19 protein-coding genes are annotated in these 17,372 nt (G+C 39.0%); 7 read left to right on the forward strand and 12 right to left on the reverse strand.

Annotation, left to right across the window (positions count from 1 at the left end; genetic code table 11):
* Positions 1 to 165: 165 nt before the first annotated feature.
* The gene (locus H4J57_RS04970) at positions 166 to 1,239 is read right to left on the reverse strand and encodes a glycosyltransferase family 9 protein (protein WP_182242132.1); all 1,074 of its coding nucleotides are present in this window, start codon (positions 1,237 to 1,239) and stop codon (positions 166 to 168) included.
* 52 nt (positions 1,240 to 1,291) lie between these two features.
* On the opposite strand from H4J57_RS04970, the gene H4J57_RS04975 reads away from it, so the two are divergent.
* Positions 1,292 to 2,065, forward strand: a complete 774-nt coding sequence (locus H4J57_RS04975; RefSeq protein WP_220470264.1) for a 3-deoxy-D-manno-octulosonic acid kinase — start codon at positions 1,292 to 1,294, stop codon at positions 2,063 to 2,065.
* A 70-nt stretch (positions 2,066 to 2,135) separates the two neighbouring features.
* Here H4J57_RS04975 and H4J57_RS04980 read toward each other — a convergent pair whose 3' ends face one another.
* Positions 2,136 to 2,816, reverse strand: a complete 681-nt coding sequence (locus tag H4J57_RS04980; protein ID WP_231907340.1) for a TetR/AcrR family transcriptional regulator — start codon at positions 2,814 to 2,816, stop codon at positions 2,136 to 2,138.
* 144 nt (positions 2,817 to 2,960) lie between these two features.
* Between H4J57_RS04980 and coaD the strand changes: the two genes are divergently transcribed.
* A complete protein-coding gene (gene coaD / locus H4J57_RS04985) occupies positions 2,961 to 3,434 on the forward strand; it encodes a pantetheine-phosphate adenylyltransferase (protein ID WP_070375412.1) in 474 nt (157 codons plus the stop codon).
* Here coaD and mutM read toward each other — a convergent pair.
* From mutM to radC, 9 genes are all read right to left on the reverse strand, one after another.
* Complete coding sequence (gene mutM, locus H4J57_RS04990; RefSeq protein WP_182242133.1) at positions 3,431 to 4,246, reverse strand: bifunctional DNA-formamidopyrimidine glycosylase/DNA-(apurinic or apyrimidinic site) lyase; 816 nt, start codon at positions 4,244 to 4,246, stop codon at positions 3,431 to 3,433. The two genes, coaD and mutM, sit on opposite strands and share 4 nt — an antisense overlap.
* Before the next feature lie 28 nt (positions 4,247 to 4,274).
* Entirely contained in the window at positions 4,275 to 5,180 is a 906-nt protein-coding gene (locus H4J57_RS04995) for a RimK family alpha-L-glutamate ligase (RefSeq protein ID WP_259366799.1), read from the reverse strand.
* Between the two features lie 33 nt (positions 5,181 to 5,213).
* Positions 5,214 to 5,699 (reverse strand): hypothetical protein, encoded by a 486-nt coding sequence (locus tag H4J57_RS05000; protein ID WP_182242134.1) that lies wholly within the window; start codon positions 5,697 to 5,699, stop codon positions 5,214 to 5,216.
* A 96-nt stretch (positions 5,700 to 5,795) separates the two neighbouring features.
* The gene (gene rpmG, locus H4J57_RS05005) at positions 5,796 to 5,951 is read right to left on the reverse strand and encodes a 50S ribosomal protein L33 (protein WP_070375415.1); all 156 of its coding nucleotides are present in this window, start codon (positions 5,949 to 5,951) and stop codon (positions 5,796 to 5,798) included.
* 24 nt (positions 5,952 to 5,975) lie between these two features.
* On the reverse strand, positions 5,976 to 6,212 hold the full coding sequence (gene rpmB, locus H4J57_RS05010; protein ID WP_070375416.1) for a 50S ribosomal protein L28: 237 nt from the start codon (positions 6,210 to 6,212) through the stop codon (positions 5,976 to 5,978).
* A gap of 233 nt (positions 6,213 to 6,445) precedes the next feature.
* Entirely contained in the window at positions 6,446 to 6,826 is a 381-nt protein-coding gene (locus H4J57_RS05015) for a hypothetical protein (protein WP_070375417.1), read from the reverse strand.
* Positions 6,813 to 7,481 (reverse strand): AAA family ATPase, encoded by a 669-nt coding sequence (locus H4J57_RS05020; protein WP_182242135.1) that lies wholly within the window; start codon positions 7,479 to 7,481, stop codon positions 6,813 to 6,815. The genes H4J57_RS05015 and H4J57_RS05020 overlap by 14 nt, the downstream gene beginning before the upstream one ends.
* Before the next feature lie 80 nt (positions 7,482 to 7,561).
* Positions 7,562 to 7,888, reverse strand: a complete 327-nt coding sequence (locus H4J57_RS05025) for a PilZ domain-containing protein (RefSeq protein ID WP_182242136.1) — start codon at positions 7,886 to 7,888, stop codon at positions 7,562 to 7,564.
* Positions 7,889 to 7,914: 26 nt separating this feature from the next.
* Positions 7,915 to 8,589 carry a RadC family protein gene (gene radC / locus H4J57_RS05030; RefSeq protein ID WP_182242137.1) on the reverse strand — a complete coding sequence of 225 codons (675 nt, stop codon included), beginning with the start codon at positions 8,587 to 8,589 and terminating at the stop codon, positions 7,915 to 7,917.
* A gap of 81 nt (positions 8,590 to 8,670) precedes the next feature.
* Here radC and coaBC point away from each other — a divergent pair, with 81 nt between their 5' ends.
* The 4 genes from coaBC to H4J57_RS05050 all read left to right on the forward strand — a co-directional run bounded on the left by coaBC (position 8,671) and on the right by H4J57_RS05050 (position 12,879).
* Complete coding sequence (coaBC, locus tag H4J57_RS05035; RefSeq protein ID WP_182242138.1) at positions 8,671 to 9,891, forward strand: bifunctional phosphopantothenoylcysteine decarboxylase/phosphopantothenate--cysteine ligase CoaBC; 1,221 nt, start codon at positions 8,671 to 8,673, stop codon at positions 9,889 to 9,891.
* 11 nt (positions 9,892 to 9,902) lie between these two features.
* A complete protein-coding gene (slmA, locus tag H4J57_RS05040; RefSeq protein ID WP_070375422.1) occupies positions 9,903 to 10,487 on the forward strand; it encodes a nucleoid occlusion factor SlmA in 585 nt (194 codons plus the stop codon).
* A 95-nt stretch (positions 10,488 to 10,582) separates the two neighbouring features.
* A complete protein-coding gene (locus H4J57_RS05045; protein WP_182242139.1) occupies positions 10,583 to 12,055 on the forward strand; it encodes an aminoacyl-histidine dipeptidase in 1,473 nt (490 codons plus the stop codon).
* A gap of 164 nt (positions 12,056 to 12,219) precedes the next feature.
* Positions 12,220 to 12,879: a response regulator gene (locus H4J57_RS05050; protein WP_404842394.1), complete on the forward strand. Its 660-nt coding sequence runs from the start codon at positions 12,220 to 12,222 to the stop codon at positions 12,877 to 12,879.
* Between the two features lie 132 nt (positions 12,880 to 13,011).
* Here the strand turns inward: H4J57_RS05050 and H4J57_RS05055 are convergent, their stop codons facing one another.
* Complete coding sequence (locus tag H4J57_RS05055) at positions 13,012 to 16,449, reverse strand: PAS-domain containing protein (protein ID WP_182242140.1); 3,438 nt, start codon at positions 16,447 to 16,449, stop codon at positions 13,012 to 13,014.
* Between the two features lie 184 nt (positions 16,450 to 16,633).
* On the opposite strand from H4J57_RS05055, the gene H4J57_RS05060 reads away from it, so the two are divergent.
* Positions 16,634 to 17,356, forward strand: coding sequence for a TetR/AcrR family transcriptional regulator (locus H4J57_RS05060; protein WP_070375426.1), 723 nt, complete (start codon positions 16,634 to 16,636; stop codon positions 17,354 to 17,356).
* Positions 17,357 to 17,372: the final 16 nt, after the last annotated feature.

A 17,372-nucleotide genomic window follows, 5' to 3' on the forward strand; every position in this document is an offset into this window, starting at 1 on the left:
ATTTGCAACAAATAAAATTACTTTATTGTCTTTTTCCCGATAACTGTTATTCGGTTGTTGTTGCTTGTTAAGTTAAATGTGGCGCAAGGATCCCTGGTCTCGCTAAAATAATGCAAGACCTTGTTTTGAATTTATAGCTGATGTGAGGCAGTTTAACCGTCACTATTATTTAAGGAGAAACTCAGGGTAGTGTTCATCAAGAAGTAGGTGCAGTTTTTCTTTAACTTGGCTGAAAGTAATACCATTCATTAAATCACTACCTTTGGCGCGAATCCCCCAAGGTAGCTGTTCAAGAGGTTGTCTATATTGTTCTTGGGCAGTATGTTGGTAGCAACTTACTACATAGTTTTGATATAAATATGGCCCGGTACGGCAAGGATTACTGTGCGCGTACAAGCCAATAACGGGTGTGCCAACAGTGACTGCCATGTGCGCTGGCCCAGTATCAGGAGCTATCACCAAATGAGCTATTTTAAGCACACCAAGTAGCTGTTTCAAATTGGTTTGGCCAACAAGATTAACAAGATTGGATTGGCTTAAACTGATAATCTCAGTGGCTAGTAATGTTTCTAATGTGGTCGGTCCGCCACAAATAACCACTTGAAAACCTAACCCTGTTAAATAATCGGCCATTTTTGCATAACCTTCGGCATGCCAATTTCTCTCAGCTTTACTTGCTGCTGGCGAAATAACCGCAATAGGTTTATCTGATGCTAACGATAGCCGCTCACTTGCCCAAAGTTCGTTTTCGTCACCAATGGGCATTTGCCAGCTAGGACTTTCGCTGGGAACACCGATAGCTTCTGCAAAACCAATAAAACCATCAAGTACATGTGGTTGATGTTGTGGCGCTATCTGATGATTAGTGAAAAGCCACTGGCCTTCTTTAGCTCGTTTACGGTCGAAACCTATTTTTACTTTTGCTTTAATACAGCAACTCGCTAAACTGGCACGCAAGGCTACTTGCATATGTAATAGCACATCAAATTTTTGATCGGCTAACTCAGCACGTAAATCCCGATAGCCTTTTAAGCCTGCTTTCTTATCAAATATGACAAATTTTACCTGTGGCAAGCCTTGTAATAAGTTCGCCTCTACTTTGCCTATCACCCAAGTAATTTTTGTTTGAGGATAAAAACGTTGAATTTGTTGCACCATAGCTACGGCGTGACAAACGTCTCCGATAGCAGATAAGCGTAATAAACATAAATTTTTTGGCGCTGTTAATTGACCCAGCATAAAGGAATCACCACAATAGAGCATATAAAGTATTTGAATTGAGTCTATTATCTTGAAACAGTCAGCAATTGTAAAACCTTACCAAGAAAAAATTTACCAACAAGCTAATATTTATTGTTGCTATAACGCCAATGCAATCGATGACTTTTCTCCTGAAATGCTTAATAGTGATTTTTGGCATGAAAATAATGCCATTACCGGCAGTGCCCAAGGGCGTGGTACTACTTGGTTTGTTCAGTACGACTCTCCAGAAGTAAACACCATGGAAAAACAACAGTGGGTGTTACGTCATTATTTTCGTGGTGGTTTAATTGGCAAAATAATTAATGATAAATATTTTTTTACGGGACAAAATAGTACTCGAGCCGCCCAAGAATACCATTTATTGAATACGCTACAGGAGTTAGCACTGCCAGCACCAAAGCCGGTTGCTTTTCGAGTGATTAAACAGGGGCTTTTTTATCAAGCTGATTTGTTATCTTCTCGAATTGAACATGCTCAAGATTTAGTCGCGGTTTTATCAAAAGCACCATTAGTCGAGCACATTTGGCGAGAAGTGGGCAAGGTGATCCGTCGTTTTCATGATGCTGGCATTTATCATCATGATTTAAATAGTCACAATATCCTACTCGATAAAGAGAACAATGTTTGGTTGATTGATTTTGATCGCGGCGAACAACGAGCGGTTGCTCAATCATGGCAGCAAGCTAATATGGCAAGATTATTACGTTCTTTTGAAAAAGAAAAAGCAAAATTGCCAAACTTTAATTGGCAAAAATCAGACTGGCAACTTCTATTAGCAGGATACCTGCAGTCAAATGAGTGATTAACGGCATTAAAAATGCAAAATTTAATTGAATAATATTTTGATTTTCAACTGATCAGGCGGTTGGTGATTAAGCGATTTCAGCGACTTCCATACAACGTTTACGGTACATGGTACGCGCTTCTAAAAACTCAGGCATTGCAGATTCAGTGATATAAGGTTGAATAATCACTAATATTTTTAAGACGCCTTCATAAAAAACAGCATCAGTAATTTCAATGTTTTTATTTTGGGTTTGATAAAAGCTTAACCAGAAGGTGTTCACTAAACGCAAGATACTGACAATATCAGGTAAGTCTTCATCAGCAAACTTCATCATATGAGTACTACGTAATGACAACAGCATCTCACTGACACGGGTAGCTATTGATGATTGTACATCAACATATTTTTCATGTAATAAAGGGTTTTTTGCTAACAATACCGGCAGGTTACTGTAGAAAAATCTAAACTTCATCAGTGCTTGAAAAACAGCATCCATATATAAAATGATGGTATCGAGGGGCTTTACTTCGGGCGTTACAAAAGGGACTGTATCTAGTAATAGGTTACGTGCATATTCTTCGTAGATGGAAAGAATAATGTCTTCTTTATTGCGAAAATGATAATAGAGGTTACCCGGACTAATGCTTAAATGCGCTGCAATATGATTGGTTGTTACGTTGCGCTCGCCTTGTTCATTGAAAAGCTCAATGCTGGCTTGAATAATTTTATCACGGGTTTTCATGTCAGTTACTTCTGTTTTTATCATTGTATTATTTTCCATCATACTATCAAAATTGAACTGACGGAAAGGCTTTTCGAGTAAATACTTTAACAAATTCGTCTTTGTAAGTTTCCATTCACTAAAAATAGCCTTTACAATGTTTTTAAGTTTATAAAGAAGATACAACTAATGACGATAAAAGCGATTTACCCAGGAACCTTTGATCCGGTCACTAACGGCCACACAGATTTAATTGAACGTGCGAGTGCTTTGTTTTCTGAAGTTATTGTTGGTGTTGCTGCCAGCCCAAGTAAAAAGCCTCGTTTTGATTTAGCGCAGCGTGTTGCTATGATTGAAGAAGTGAGTCGACATCTGCCCAATATCACCGTAGTTGGTTTTAGTGGCTTGTTAGTCGACTTTGCTAAAAAAAATCAAGCCAAAGTACTGATCCGCGGCTTGCGCGCTGTGTCTGATTTTGATTATGAATTTCAATTAGCCAATATGAATAGACGTTTAGCCCCTGAACTCGAAAGTGTATTTTTGACACCATCAGAAGGAAATTCTTTTATCTCGTCAACCTTAGTAAAAGAAGTATCCTTGCATAATGGTGATGTGAGTCAATTTGTTCATCCTATTGTAAAAGCCGCACTCGACGATACTTAATCAGTTTGGCAGTTCGGACAGAACACCGAGCTGCGATTCGATTGTCTAACTTCTTCAAGAATCGTTTGGCAGCTATTACATTGTTTGCCTGCCCGACCGTAAACTAATAATTCTTGTGCAAAATATCCTGGGCGACCATCTGCTTGAGTAAAATCTTTTAAGGTTGTGCCGCCTTGGGCAATGGCTGCAGTTAATACTTGTTTGATAATATCGGTAAGCTGATCAAAACGTGCTGCAGAAATCGTTCCGGCTAAGGCCGTTGGTAAAATACCGGCTTTAAACAATGCTTCATTTGCGTAAATATTACCGACACCGACCACAACAGGGTTTGACATTAAAAAGGTTTTTATTGGTACTTTGCGATTCTGTGCCTTAGTAAATAAATAACCGTAAGTGAAGTCATCACTCAATGGCTCGGGTCCTAATTTACTTAATAAACCTCGCTCGTCAATATTGTCTTTAAACCATAATACCGCGCCAAAACGTCGAGGGTCATTCAAACGTAACGCTTTGCCGTGTGCGAAGACTAAATCAAAATGATCATGCTTTGCGATAGGTGTATCGGCTTCAATAACTCTAATGGTTCCTGACATGCCTAAATGCAAAACTAAGGTACCATGTGAAAACTTAATTAATAAATATTTTGAGCGGCGTTCAACAGCATGAACACTATGGCCAATCATATTTTGTACTGTTTCAGGAATAGGCCAACGTAATTTTGCATTACGTACAACGACTTGCGAAACGGTTTGCTTTAAAATATGGGGACTAATGCCTTGTCGGCAAACTTCTACTTCAGGTAATTCGGGCATAGTAGCTCTATATCGGGTTTATAGTAAATTACAGTGTTAATGCTTGCATGCGATGAACAAAAGCATTGGCAAAGCGTGTTGCTGATTGTTCATCCATATTAAAATATAATGAAGGCTCAATTAGCTCAGCTTCCATAAGGGCAAAACCCTGCTCACAGCGTACAAAATCAACGCGAGCATACAGTGGCATGCCTATTTGCGTTTTTATCGCTTTAAGGGCTTGCTCTGCATGCTTTGTTAAGCTTGCTTCGGGTGTTATTGACCTTAAACGACCGCCATGTTCTTCCTGAACGCGAAAGTCATCGTCTTTTGGTGTTTTTAAAATGGCGTGACTGTAGTGGCCATTAAAATAAAACAGTGAAAACTCACCTTCATCAATAACATTTTTCATAAAGGGCTGAACTAAAAACTCACTGGCTGAAAACGCTTGGGCAAGTTGTGGATAAAATGTTTGATGATTTTCTTTTGTTAGCCAAAAGGTATTATCAGCATTTGCACTTATACGAGGTTTAATGACTAATTGATCAACATTTAATTCAGTAAAATATTGATCTAGCTGTTGCGGCGTTAAATTTTTCCGCCACAATGTTTTAACAATATTTACATCAAGGCTAACTAATTCACGTAAATATTTTTTATCAATATTCCACTCAACCGTTAGTAAACTATTTTCAAGGTGAGCACTAGATTGCTCAATATCAGTTAACACCTTTAAAAATTCAGCCGCATCGTCTTGATAATCCCATGGCGAACGAATAATAACGGCGGCATAGTCGTTCCAATTAACACTTTTATCATGCCATGACACCATGTGCATTTGCCAACCTAACGCGAGTAATGGCTGCGCAAGTAAATGGTCGTAAGCCTCAAAATTTTCAAGGTTGTCCATGGTCAGTATCGCGCAGTCTTGTATTTTATGATGAGTCATCGACATGATCTTCTTTATAGTTTTAGTGAAAGGGGGAAGTTAACTGGCTAATATTTCATTGGGAATGAGCTGTGAAAATATTGCCAACGGAAAAGCTAACCATCTTTTTTGCTGAGGATTAAAGACCAGCAATTCATTATCAGTAATAAAAAAATTAAGTAATTGAGCTTGCGCTTCACCGGCTAATTCAACCGTAACAACTAACGCCATTTGGTGGTCAAGCTCGGGTGGAACAGTAACTATGTCACCTGTTATCTCATGCCATGTGAGCATCATTTGCTCTAATGCTTGTCCTGATATTTTTGCTGGTGTTGCTCGCCAAGTGCGTCCGATGCGTTCTATCGCCACTTGCTGGTTAACCGCTAGCGATAGAATAACAGCATGTTTGGCAAATAAGGTCTGTTGTTTATTATCTTGTTGGTCAGTTGATGAATATAATTTTTTATTGGTCACGTTAATCACCAGAATAAAAATCATCACTGAAAAAATGATAACGTTGTTCCAACCAGTACGAGAGAGCTTCATAAAAGACTCATTATTAAATACGATAATAGTGATGATACTAAATTTTAGGCAATAAAAAACCCAGCAATTGCTGGGTTTTTAAAAACTTGAATTAAATTACTTAATTTTAGCTTCTTTGTACATTACGTGCTGACGGATGCGTGGATCAAATTTCTTGATCTCCATCTTTTCAGGCATAGTCTTTTTATTCTTATCAGTAGTATAAAAATGACCAGTACCGGCACTAGAAACTAAACGAATTTTATCGCGCATAATAATTTCCTCTAAAAGTAGTTGTTAAACTTTTCCGCCACGGGCACGGATGTCAGTTAATACTACATCAATACCTTTCTTATCGATAATACGCATTCCTTTCGGAGTTAAACGTAATTTAACGAAACGATTTTCACTCTCCACCCAAAAACGGTGAGATTGAAGGTTTGGTAAAAAACGACGACGAGTCGCGTTTCTTGCATGTGAACGGTTGTTTCCAACCATTGGCACTTTGCCTGTTACTTGGCAAACTTTAGACATTCTGAGTACTCCAAAAATTAATTCCAGGTCGAACTATTATTCCCCAAGACCGTCGCCTCGGGATCCTGAAAAAGGTGGCATATTATAGTGAAACTGAAAAATGAAAGCCACCTTTAATAAGAAAAAACTATATTAACTTAATATTGTATTACTTTACAATGGTTTATCTGTTTTTTGTGGCAGTATAATGCAAGGTTTGAGTGATAATTGCACAGATAAATATCAAATTGTTGTTAATTTATGCCTGAGTCGAGCAATTTTTTCAGTTTATTATGCTGTTCTTCGTCACAAAGTTCGTTAATTAAAATACGAATAATATGTGATTTGGCTAATTTAGTTTCTTTGGCGAGATCTTGTAATTGGATAATCGCTTGTTCACTGAGAGTGAAAGTGGCATGACGAAAGGGCTTATTTCCTTTCATATTCTTACTTGCCAATTGCTGTTTTGCAGCAAGAATGGCTTGTTCAATAGAGACATTTTTTGTGTTGTCGCTATTAACAATTTCAGGGTGCCCTAACGCGTAATTTTCTGCGTCAGCAATAAATTCGTCAACAGTAAATTCCCTTTTCTTTTTATTTCCTTGTGTGGTTTTCTTTAGGTCAGTTAAACTCATGTGAGTTGTCCGGTTTCATTGCTAATAATTCTTCAGCTATAGCAGTCATTTCTATTGCTGCTTTACCCTGAGGTTCTATTTCGAGTACTGAAGAGCCTTGTTCTTCGCTGTCATCATAAACATTACGACTAAAGGTTACCGCGTTTAATACGTTAATACCATATGAGCGGCAAACATCTTTTGCTTCTAATATTCGTTTACCTTGGTTGGGCAACGATGGGCATTGGGTGATAACAAAAGAGGCGAGCATTTTTGGGTTAACCATTTTACAGGTACTGAGCATATCTTCCATGTGCGGCACGGTTTTTAGATCTCGACGTTTAGGGCGCAGCGGAATAATAACATGGTCAGAAACCGACATTGCAGCACGAAGCGCTAAGTTATCTTGGCCACCACAGTCAACAATTACATAATCATAATGCTGTACTAAACTGAGTAAATCGTTACGAATTTTACCGTATAATTGAATACAGTTTATCGCGGGTAACGACGGATCAGAATTTCTTGCTTGTATCCAGTCAGAGGTTGTTCTTTGTGGATCACAGTCAACCATCAACACGATAGCTTTTTTATCTCGGGCAAAATAAACGGCTAAATTCTGTGCTAAACAGCTTTTACCACTACCCCCTTTTTCGCCACCTACTAAAATCATCATAATATAAAATGTCCTTACCTCTTGTTGTAACATTTGCTGTTGTAACATTCGCGTCGAGAATTAATTATAGTGCAACTATTTTATTTTGCATTTTCATTTTCTAAGCGTAGTGCTAATTCAAAATAACCATTCGGTTGCTTAATACAGCGGATCACTGTGCCATATAAATTTTGGCTATTGGGGTTGGCTACCTTAAAAACGACGGTCACTTTAGTTTGTAGTGGAATGACATGGTCGCAATCGAGCTTTAAGCCGCCACGCGAAAAGTCCAAACAAGTAATTTTTCGTTGCACGGTTTGTTGCTGGTCATTTACCCAACGTATATCAACTAACTCTTTTTCCATATCTAAGCGAAAAGATTGTCGTCGCTCGTCGTCGCTGCTCTGATTGGGTTTAGGTTCATTCATCTAAAGCTCCTTCTGTTATTTATTATTTATAATTCACCGTGTTCAGCAAACGAGTAACACTGATTACCGGCAACAATAATGTGATCGAGTACTTGTATATCAATTAAGCTTAGTGCCTGTTCTAGTCTTTTGGTAATTTGTTTATCCGCAATGCTCGCTTCGGCAATACCCGAAGGATGATTATGCGCTAAAATTACCGAGACGGCTTTTTGTTTTAACGCCTGCTCAACCACTATTCTCGGGTAGACCGCTGCCGCGTTAATGGTGCCAAAAAATAATCGTTCAAAGGTTAATACTTGATGCTGGCTGTCGAGAAACATTACCGCAAAGACTTCTCTGCTTTCACCACGTAATTCACTGATCAAGTAATCTCGTGTCACCTGTGAAGAGGTTAACGCAGTACCTTTTTGCAATTGCTCGCTAAGATAACGCTTTGACATCTCCAAACAAGCTTGTAACTGTACATATTTCGCCACACCTAAACCATGATGTTGACAAAACTCCTGCTCAGTTGCGCGATAGATGGCGGCAATGCTGCCAAAACTTTTTAAAAGCTGCTGAGCTAGCTCAACTACATGGCATCCCTTTACTCCCGTGCGTAAAAATATAGCTAATAATTCCGCATCACTTAAACTGCTAGGTCCTTTGTGTAGTAGCTTTTCCCTGGGTTTTTCATTTTCTAACCAATCTTTTAACATCACCGCATCCTTGCAAAGCAAATTTGTAAATGGGCAAATTAATGGTATCTTATCGCCACTTATCGTTATTAAGACTAGCAGTTTATGCAAATTTTACAGGGTAAAAAAATAGTTCTGGGTATTACTGGCGGTATCGCTGCCTATAAAACGCCAGAATTAGTGCGTCGTTTAAAAGATAATGGCGCAGATGTTCGTGTAGTGATGACAACAGCGGCAAAAGCTTTTATCACTCCACTAACATTACAGGCCGTTTCTGCCAATGGCGTTTCAGACAGTTTGCTTGATAGCCAAGCAGAATTAGCTATGGGGCATATAGAATTAGCAAAATGGGCAGACTTTATCCTAATTGCACCAGCGACTGCCGACGCAATTGCTCGTATTACCTGCGGTATGGCGAATGATTTATTAACTACATTATGTTTGGCAACAAGTGCGCCAATTGCTATCGCTCCAGCGATGAATCAACAAATGTGGCATGCGGCAATTACTCAAGAAAATATTGCTAAACTTATTTCACGAAAAGTTGCCGTATTTGGTCCTGGCTCAGGAGCACAAGCTTGTGGTGATGTTGGTTTAGGGCGAATGTTAGATGTTGACCCTTTAGTCAGCCATGTCTGTCAATTTTTTCAACCAGCGTCGAAGATTGCTCAGGTAGATTTATCGGGCCAACGTTGGGTGATCACAGCAGGACCAACGCGTGAAGCTATAGACCCAGTGCGCTATATTTCGAATCATAGCTCAGGAAAAATGGGTTATGCCATAGCACAAGCAGCACAATTAGCGGGCGCAGAAGTCCAAATAATATCGGGTCCTGTCAGTATTGCCGTTCCCCATGGTTGTAAAAAAATAGCGGTGGAAAGTGCATTGCAAATGCACCAGCAAGCGCTTGAACTTGCCAAAAAAGCCGATGTTTTTGTTGCCTGTGCCGCGGTTGCTGATTATCGAGTCAGTGAGGTAGCAACGCAAAAAATTAAAAAGTCAGCTGATGAAATGCAACTTATTTTAGTGAAAAATCCTGATATTGTTGCCGATGTTGCTGCTTTATCCGTAAAACCTTTTACCGTCGGTTTTGCGGCTGAAACACAAGATGTAGCACATTATGCGCTTGATAAATTAAAAAGAAAAAATCTTGATATGATTGCTGCCAACAATGTTGCGCTGTCAGGGCAAGGCTTTAATAGTGATGATAATGCCTTAACGGTTTTCTCCAATAAAAATAAAACGGAACTACCGTTAGCATCAAAAAAAATACTTGCCGAGCAATTAGTACAACTAATTTCGCAACATTATATTGAAAAAAAATAAGAGAACGATTTATGACCGTAGCGCAAAAACCTAATCGCAAACAACAAATTTTAGAGTGTTTAGCAAAAATGCTAGAAACTTGTCCTGGCCAGAGAATAACGACCGCCAAACTTGCTGCTGAAGTGGGTGTATCAGAAGCTGCGCTTTATCGCCACTTTCCTTCTAAAGCGCGTATGTTCGAAGGTTTAATTGATTTTATTGAAGAATCAACGTTTTCACGGGTGAATTTAATCCTCAGTGATCACAAAGAAGCCTTAGTGCGTTGTCATCATATTTTGCATGTATTGTTGGTTTTTTCAGAGCGTAATCCTGGGATGTGTCGTATCTTGGCTGGTGATGCGTTAATGGGCGAAAATGAAAGATTACGAACACGTGTTAATCAGTATTTTGAAAAATTAGAAACGCAATTTAAACAAGTCTTACGTGAACGAAAATTGCGTGAAGGTAAGAGCTTTAGCATTTCAGAGCAAGCATTAGCAAATATCTTAGGCGCTTATGTTGAAGGAAAAATTAGCCAGTATGTTCGTTCAGGTTTTACCAAGAAGCCTAGCGAAGATTTTAACGATCAATGGCAATTTTTAATGGCGGGTAAGTAAGTTTCGGGTAAAAATGCGACGACATAACCCTTAGCAATACAGATTTCAGTAAGTTGATAAACTAATAAGTATTAAAATAAAATTAAGGAAAAAATGTGAGTAATTTATCACAGCTTCATCCCATGCAGTTATGGCAGTTATTTGAAAAAATATGCAGTATTCCACACCCTTCAAAGCATGAGCAAAAGATATCAGCTTGGATCCAAGCTTGGGCAAAAGAGCAAGGTTTAGCGGTAAAAGAAGACGCCGTTGGTAATATTTTTATTAAGAAGCCAGCTACAGCGGGTATGGAAAACTGCCAAGGTGTCATTCTACAAGCGCATATGGACATGGTTCCACAAAAAAATGCTGATACCGTTCATGATTTTTTAACCGATGCTATCAAACCTTATACGGTTGAAGAAGCCGATGGACAATGGGTTACAGCAGAAGGTACCACCTTAGGCGCTGATAATGGTATTGGCTTATGCTCAGCTTTAGCCGTTTTAGCAAGTGATGATATCGCTCATGGTCCTTTAGAAGTTTTAGTAACCATAGATGAAGAAGCTGGCATGACCGGCGCTTTTGGCTTGGAGGCGGGCTGGTTAGAGGGTGATATTCTAATTAATACCGATTCTGAACAAGAAGGTGAAATCTATATGGGGTGCGCCGGTGGTATTGACGCCGAAGCTACCTTTAAATTGATTTTTGAAGATGTTACCCAAGATTTTACTTCATTTACCTTATCTCTTTCAGGTTTAAAAGGTGGACATTCTGGGGTAGACATTGATACGGGTCGTGCCAATGCAAATAAACTTTTAGTGCGATTTTTACTCGACGCAAGCCAAAATTTTGATTTGCGTTTAGTTGATTTAAATGGCGGTAGCTTGCGTAACGCTATTCCCCGTGAAGCTGATGCCAGTTTTGTTATAGCAGCAAAAGATGTGAGCGCTTTTAAACTTAGCCTGGACGATTATTTAGACAGGTTACGCACAACATTAGGCAGTATTGAAACCGATATCGAGATGTTACTTATTTCACCAGAGGTTTTCGACCAGTGTTGGAGTCTTAAAACACAGTCGTTAATTTTAAACGCCCTTAACGCTTGCCCCAATGGTGTTATTCGCATGAGTGACGATATTAAAGGTATTGTAGAAACATCGCTTAACTTAGGGGTTGTTCGCTGTAAAGGGCGTAATTTTGTAGCTATGTCTCTTATTCGTAGTTTACATGACGATGGCCGATTACTGGCCGAGTCTATGGTGAAATCAGTCTTTACATTAGCAGGAGCAAAGGTTGAATTTTCTGGTGCTTATCCCGGCTGGAAGCCTAATACAGATTCAAAAATTATGAAAACTGTCCGTGATACTTACCAGTCACTTTTTAATAAAGTGCCTGAGATTATGGTTATCCATGCCGGTTTAGAATGTGGTTTATTTAAAAACGCTTATCCAAACTGGGATATGGTTTCGTTTGGCCCCACCATTAAATTTCCTCATTCACCTGATGAAAAAGTGAATGTCGAAGCCGTTGGGCTTTATTGGCAGTTACTGGTTGAAGTATTGAAGAATATTCCAGCAAAAGCTTAGTTTTTTCTGTTGTTATGCTAAAGGTACCGCCTTACTTTTAATCAAGTAAGGCGCATAATTTCAACATAATGCGGTTTAAATCAAAACAAGTGTTGTTAGGCTAAGGTCTAATAAACTTTTTCTGGTAAAACCGTATACTTGAAGAAGAAAGTTTTAAGGATTAAATTATGTTCCAGCCAGAAAAAATAATAGTTGCTGACGATCACCCTTTATTTAGACAAGCGTTATTAGCTGCGCTCGATGTTAAGTTTAATAAAACCCAGTGGTTAGAAGCACAGACAATCGAGCAACTTGAGCAACAACTCGCTAATAATACCGACAGTGATTTAGTTTTGTTAGACTTAAATATTCCTGGCGCTCATGGTTTTAACACCTTAATTCATGTGCGTAATCATTTTCCGCAAATACCGGTAGTGATGATCTCGGCTCATGAAGATAACGATACTATTCGTAAAGCGATGGAATATGGCGCAGCGGGTTTTGTACCTAAATCGACGCCCGTTGAAACTATTATTTACGCGATTCAACAAATCTTAGCGGGAGAAGTATGGGTGCCAGAAAGCTTTGCTCAGGCGAGTAAAGGTGATGGAGAAAGTAATATTGCCGAGCGTGTGGCGAGTTTAACTCAGCAGCAATACCGCATTTTAATGATGTTTGCCCAAGGCTTATTAAACAAACAAATTGCTTACGACCTTAATGTCTCAGAAGCGACTATTAAGGCGCATGCTACCGCTATCTTTCGTAAACTCAATGTTCGTAACAGAACGCAAGCCGTTATTGCTATTGCGCCACTGAATGTTGCTGAGCCAAATATTAATCACTAACCGCAACTATTAACAATTACCAGTAATAGCAATGGGCTATTGCTTGCCAATTGCTTGTTAGTGCCCAACCCTCTAATTAATTACTCACAGCGGTTTGTAAAATCAATCATCAACAACCGTTGGTGATAACGATTACTCAGAATAATTATCTTGTAACTTCTTCGCTAGCAGTGCACTCATCATTGCGCGCAGCGCTGCTGGCTTAACCAGTTTTCTCATAAAGCCAACATCGGCTTTCTGGGTTTTTTCTTCAATGTCACTATCGGTCGTCGCTGTAATTAATATTGCCGGAATATAGTGATTACTGCTTGCACGTAGCGCTTTAATAAGGGTTAAGCCGTCTTGATTGTTATTAAGCTGGTAGTCGACTAATAAAATTTCAACTTCATTTTGATGCTGTGCAAATATTGCTATTGCCTGCTCAAAAGACTCAGCCGATAGCACGTTACACTGCCAAGCACTGAGCAGTTCTGTCATGCCATTAAGTACATCAGGGTCGTTATCAATACACATTACCGTGACGTCTTTTAGACCTATTTTAGTGACTGGCTGCTCAATTTTAATATTAAATTGTCGATGTGCTTTGGTGATAGCGAGTGAGAACTTACACCCTTGCTGCTCTTTTGATGTTAACGACAGCGGGTGTCCTAATAATTGTGCAAAGCTTTGGGTAATATTAAGACCCAATCCTAAACCTCTGCTGGCATGACTTGGATTGTTTTCTAGTTGAGTAAATTGCTCGAAAACAATTTTTTGTTTCTCAAGCGGAATGCCTGGGCCGTTATCCAATACTTGAAGAATAACTTGCTGACCAACAGTTCGCGATCCTAATAAAATTTTACCTGGACTGGCGTAGCGAAAGGCATTGCCAATTAAGTTCTGTAAAATACGGCGTAATAAATTACGGTCTGAAGTAATCCAAGCTTTACAAGAGACCACTTTAAATTCAACTTGATATTCAGCCGCCGCCGCTGAGAATTCTTGCGCCAAATCTTTAAATAAATCATTCACTGAAAATGTGGTGAGGTGCGTGGTGATATTACCGCTTTCAATACGTGCTATTTCAGCTAAGTCGGCCAGTAAGTCGTTAGCAACTTTTAAAGAATGATCGATGTTTTTGACTTGTCTTAATTGGCTTTCGCTTAAACTGCCTTGGCTACTCAAGGCTGAGGTAAATAATCTTGCAGCTTCCAATGGCTGCATTAAATCATGGCTGCAGGCTTTCAGATAGAGGCTTTTTTTAATATGTGCTTGTTCAGCCTTCTCACGAGCAGCATCTAAATCTTCATTGGTTTTTTCTAATTTTTTAGTGCGTTCGGTAATAATGGTTTCTAAATCAATATTGGTATCTTTTAATACTCTTTCAGCATTTTTATAGGCGGTAACGTCAGAAAACAACATGACAAAGCCACCACCGGGTAAAGGGTTACCTTGAATTCTGACCACTTGGCCGTCAGGGTGTTCACGTTCAGAGCTGTGAGGACTTCCGTTTCGTAAATACTCTAAACGTTTTTCAACTTGTCGACTAATTTCACCTTCGCCGCAAAGACCCCGCGAGGCGTTGTAACGAATAAGGTGTTTTATCGGACAACCTTTGTAAATTAACTCTTTAGGGTAAGAAAATAGATCAATATATTTATTGTTCCAAGCGACTAATTTTAGCTCATTATCGACAATTGAAATACCATCACTGGCGTTTTCTATAGCGCTTTGTAATAAATTTTGACTGAATTTACGCTGCTGGCTCGAAGCATCTTCAACTAATACCGCAATTTCGTCGAGGGCAATATCGCGTCCATCTAAAGCAGAAGATAAGACTAAACGTGCTGAAGATGCCCCCATAACACTTGCCAGCGTATTTTCAGTATGCAGTAATAACTGTTGATTATAGTCTTGATGAGTAACCTCTTTTTTCACGACACCTTGCTTAAAGTGTTTAAAACTAATTTTTGCTTTTCCTTCGCCAACAAAGCGCGAGACAAGCACTTCTAAATCACGTTCATCAATATGTCGTTTTTTCTGTGAATTGAGTAGTTTAGGTGCTTGCCACTCTAAAAATAGCGATGCCTGTACCCGCTCTTGCACACTTTGGCGACTGACTTGTGATAATGCCCACATTACAAAAATATTAACCGTTAAGCTAAGTAGGCTAACGGTGGTATTAGCCGATAATAAGCCGCCGGTAAAAGGCTGCTCGTATAAGCCAAATTGTGGAATGAAATTAAGTATTAACCACAATGAAAAACCAATTAAAATACCCGCATATACCCCAGTTAAGCTTGCCCTTCGCCAGTAAAATGCAGCGACAAGTGCTGGGGTCAATTGCGCAAAAGCTCCAAAAGCAATTTCACCTAATGAGCTTAGCGTATCGGGTGAAGTCATCAAAAATACCCCGTAGCCCAGCAAAATAACTAGAAAAACGAGTGCTTTACGAATGTTAAGCAAGCGAATTCTAAATTCATCAAAATCGGTGTTTTTAGCTTTGCTAGCACGAAAAATATAAGGGAAAACTATTTCATTACTCAGCATCGTACTCAGTGCAATCGAAGAAATAATAACCATAGAGCTGGCAGCAGAAATAGCACCTAGAAAAGCAAACAGTGTTAACCAGGTTTGTTGTTGATGCCAAGGTAAAAATAAAACATAAGCATCTGAAGGGACACTATCACCCAAGAGCATTTGGCCCGCGATACCCAGTGGCGCAGCGAAAACCGCAAAAACTAATAAATAAAGCGGAAATATTTTTCGACTGAGTTTAGTATCTTTTGGGTCTTTAAGTTCAACGACCATGACTTGAAATTGTCGAGGTAACGATAAAAATGCCGCCATGACAATAACTAACATCGCTAACATCGACATCATATTAGGAAAGTTAAGTTGCTGCTCTAGCTGTAAACTTGCTCCTGACTTGTACCAAATGTCCATGGGCGAGTCGAAGACAAAAAAAGTCACAAAGATACCGACAGCAAGAAAAGCAAAAAGTTTGACTAACGATTCAAAAGCAATGGCAAGCATTACACCTGGGTGGCGCTCGGTAACATCGATGTGACGAATACCAAATATTACGGTGAAGCCAGCAAGTACTACGCTTGAAATAAGTCCAAAGCGCCAAGTCACTAACGTTTGTTCAGCTTGAAGTTGTTGAAAAGAATAAACAATAGCTTTTAATTGTAGAGCGATATAGGGCATGGTGCCAATTAAAGCGACGATGGTCACCATAATCGCTAGCTTGTGTGACTTGCCATAACGTGAGGCGAGTAAATCAGCGAGAGAAGTTAAGTTTAACTTTAAGCTAACACGCACAATACGTTGGATAAAAGGCCAAGCAAAAACAAATAATAAAATGGGTCCTAAATAGATAGGAATATGAGAAAGAAAGTTCGTTGAGGCCTGGCCCGTAGTGCCTAAAAAGCTCCACGACGTACAGTAAACCCCTAGTGTTAGCGCATAAATAATACCCTGACTTTTACGAACAATTTTATGGCGGTATTTGTTTCCCAAATAGGCAATAAGAAAAAGCAGGCCAATATAACCAATACTCAATACAGACAATTGCCAATTAGGAAACATAATAAATCTCAATTTTTATTTTTATACTTCTACAATACCAAGCATTTAAGCTAATTTATACAAAACTTGGTGGGTAATTAAGCGAAGTTTTTTTAGCCATTAACTTCAGGACATTGCATTTCAACAACATTACGATATAATCGCGTTCGAATATCATTCGAACGAATAAGTTAAAGAGGTTTCTATGGCACCAGCACCAAAATTTAGCCTTGAAGAACAAGAGAAGTTAATTCTGTTTGCCGCGGTTACCGCAATAGAAAAAAGTAACTTATTAGATTTTTCAATGTCATCAATCGCCAAGTCTGCTGGCCTATCTATGGGGTCGGTCTATAAATTTGTGCAATGTAAAGAAGACTTGCTGATTGTCTTAGCAACAAAAATGTATCAAGAAAAATATCGGGTTGTAAGTCAAGTGCTTGCATTGCCACTAACTACGCCAGAACGAATTATTGCTTTGAGCTTACTAGATTTTTCTAAAGTACAAATGTTTAGTTTTGATGATCAACTAGAAAGTATTGTTAATACGCGCTCTATTATAAAGCGATGCTCGCAACGCTGGCTTGATTATATGATTAATTGTAGTCGTGTTTGCGAGGATTCATTTAAAGCATTGTTGCAAACGGCAGTCGATACTAATGAACTACAGTCGGGCGTTAATGACATGGAGCAGATAAGTATTGGCGCATGGTCTTTAAATGTCGGTTATTTTCAAACGGTAAGATTACATCACAATAGAAACAGTAAACAAGATAGTGAAGCTCAAGAGGGTATCACTTCTTTATCAACAGACAATGTGCACATTCTTAATTTACAACGCTTTATCAACACCTTTGATTGGCGACAAAAAGTCAGTAAAGACGATATTGAAAAAGTAGCTATACAGCTAACTACGTCAGAGCTTAGATAACAACATGAGAAATAAT

This window comes from Colwellia sp. BRX8-7, assembly GCF_014077275.1.
Taxonomy (GTDB): domain Bacteria; phylum Pseudomonadota; class Gammaproteobacteria; order Enterobacterales; family Alteromonadaceae; genus Colwellia_A.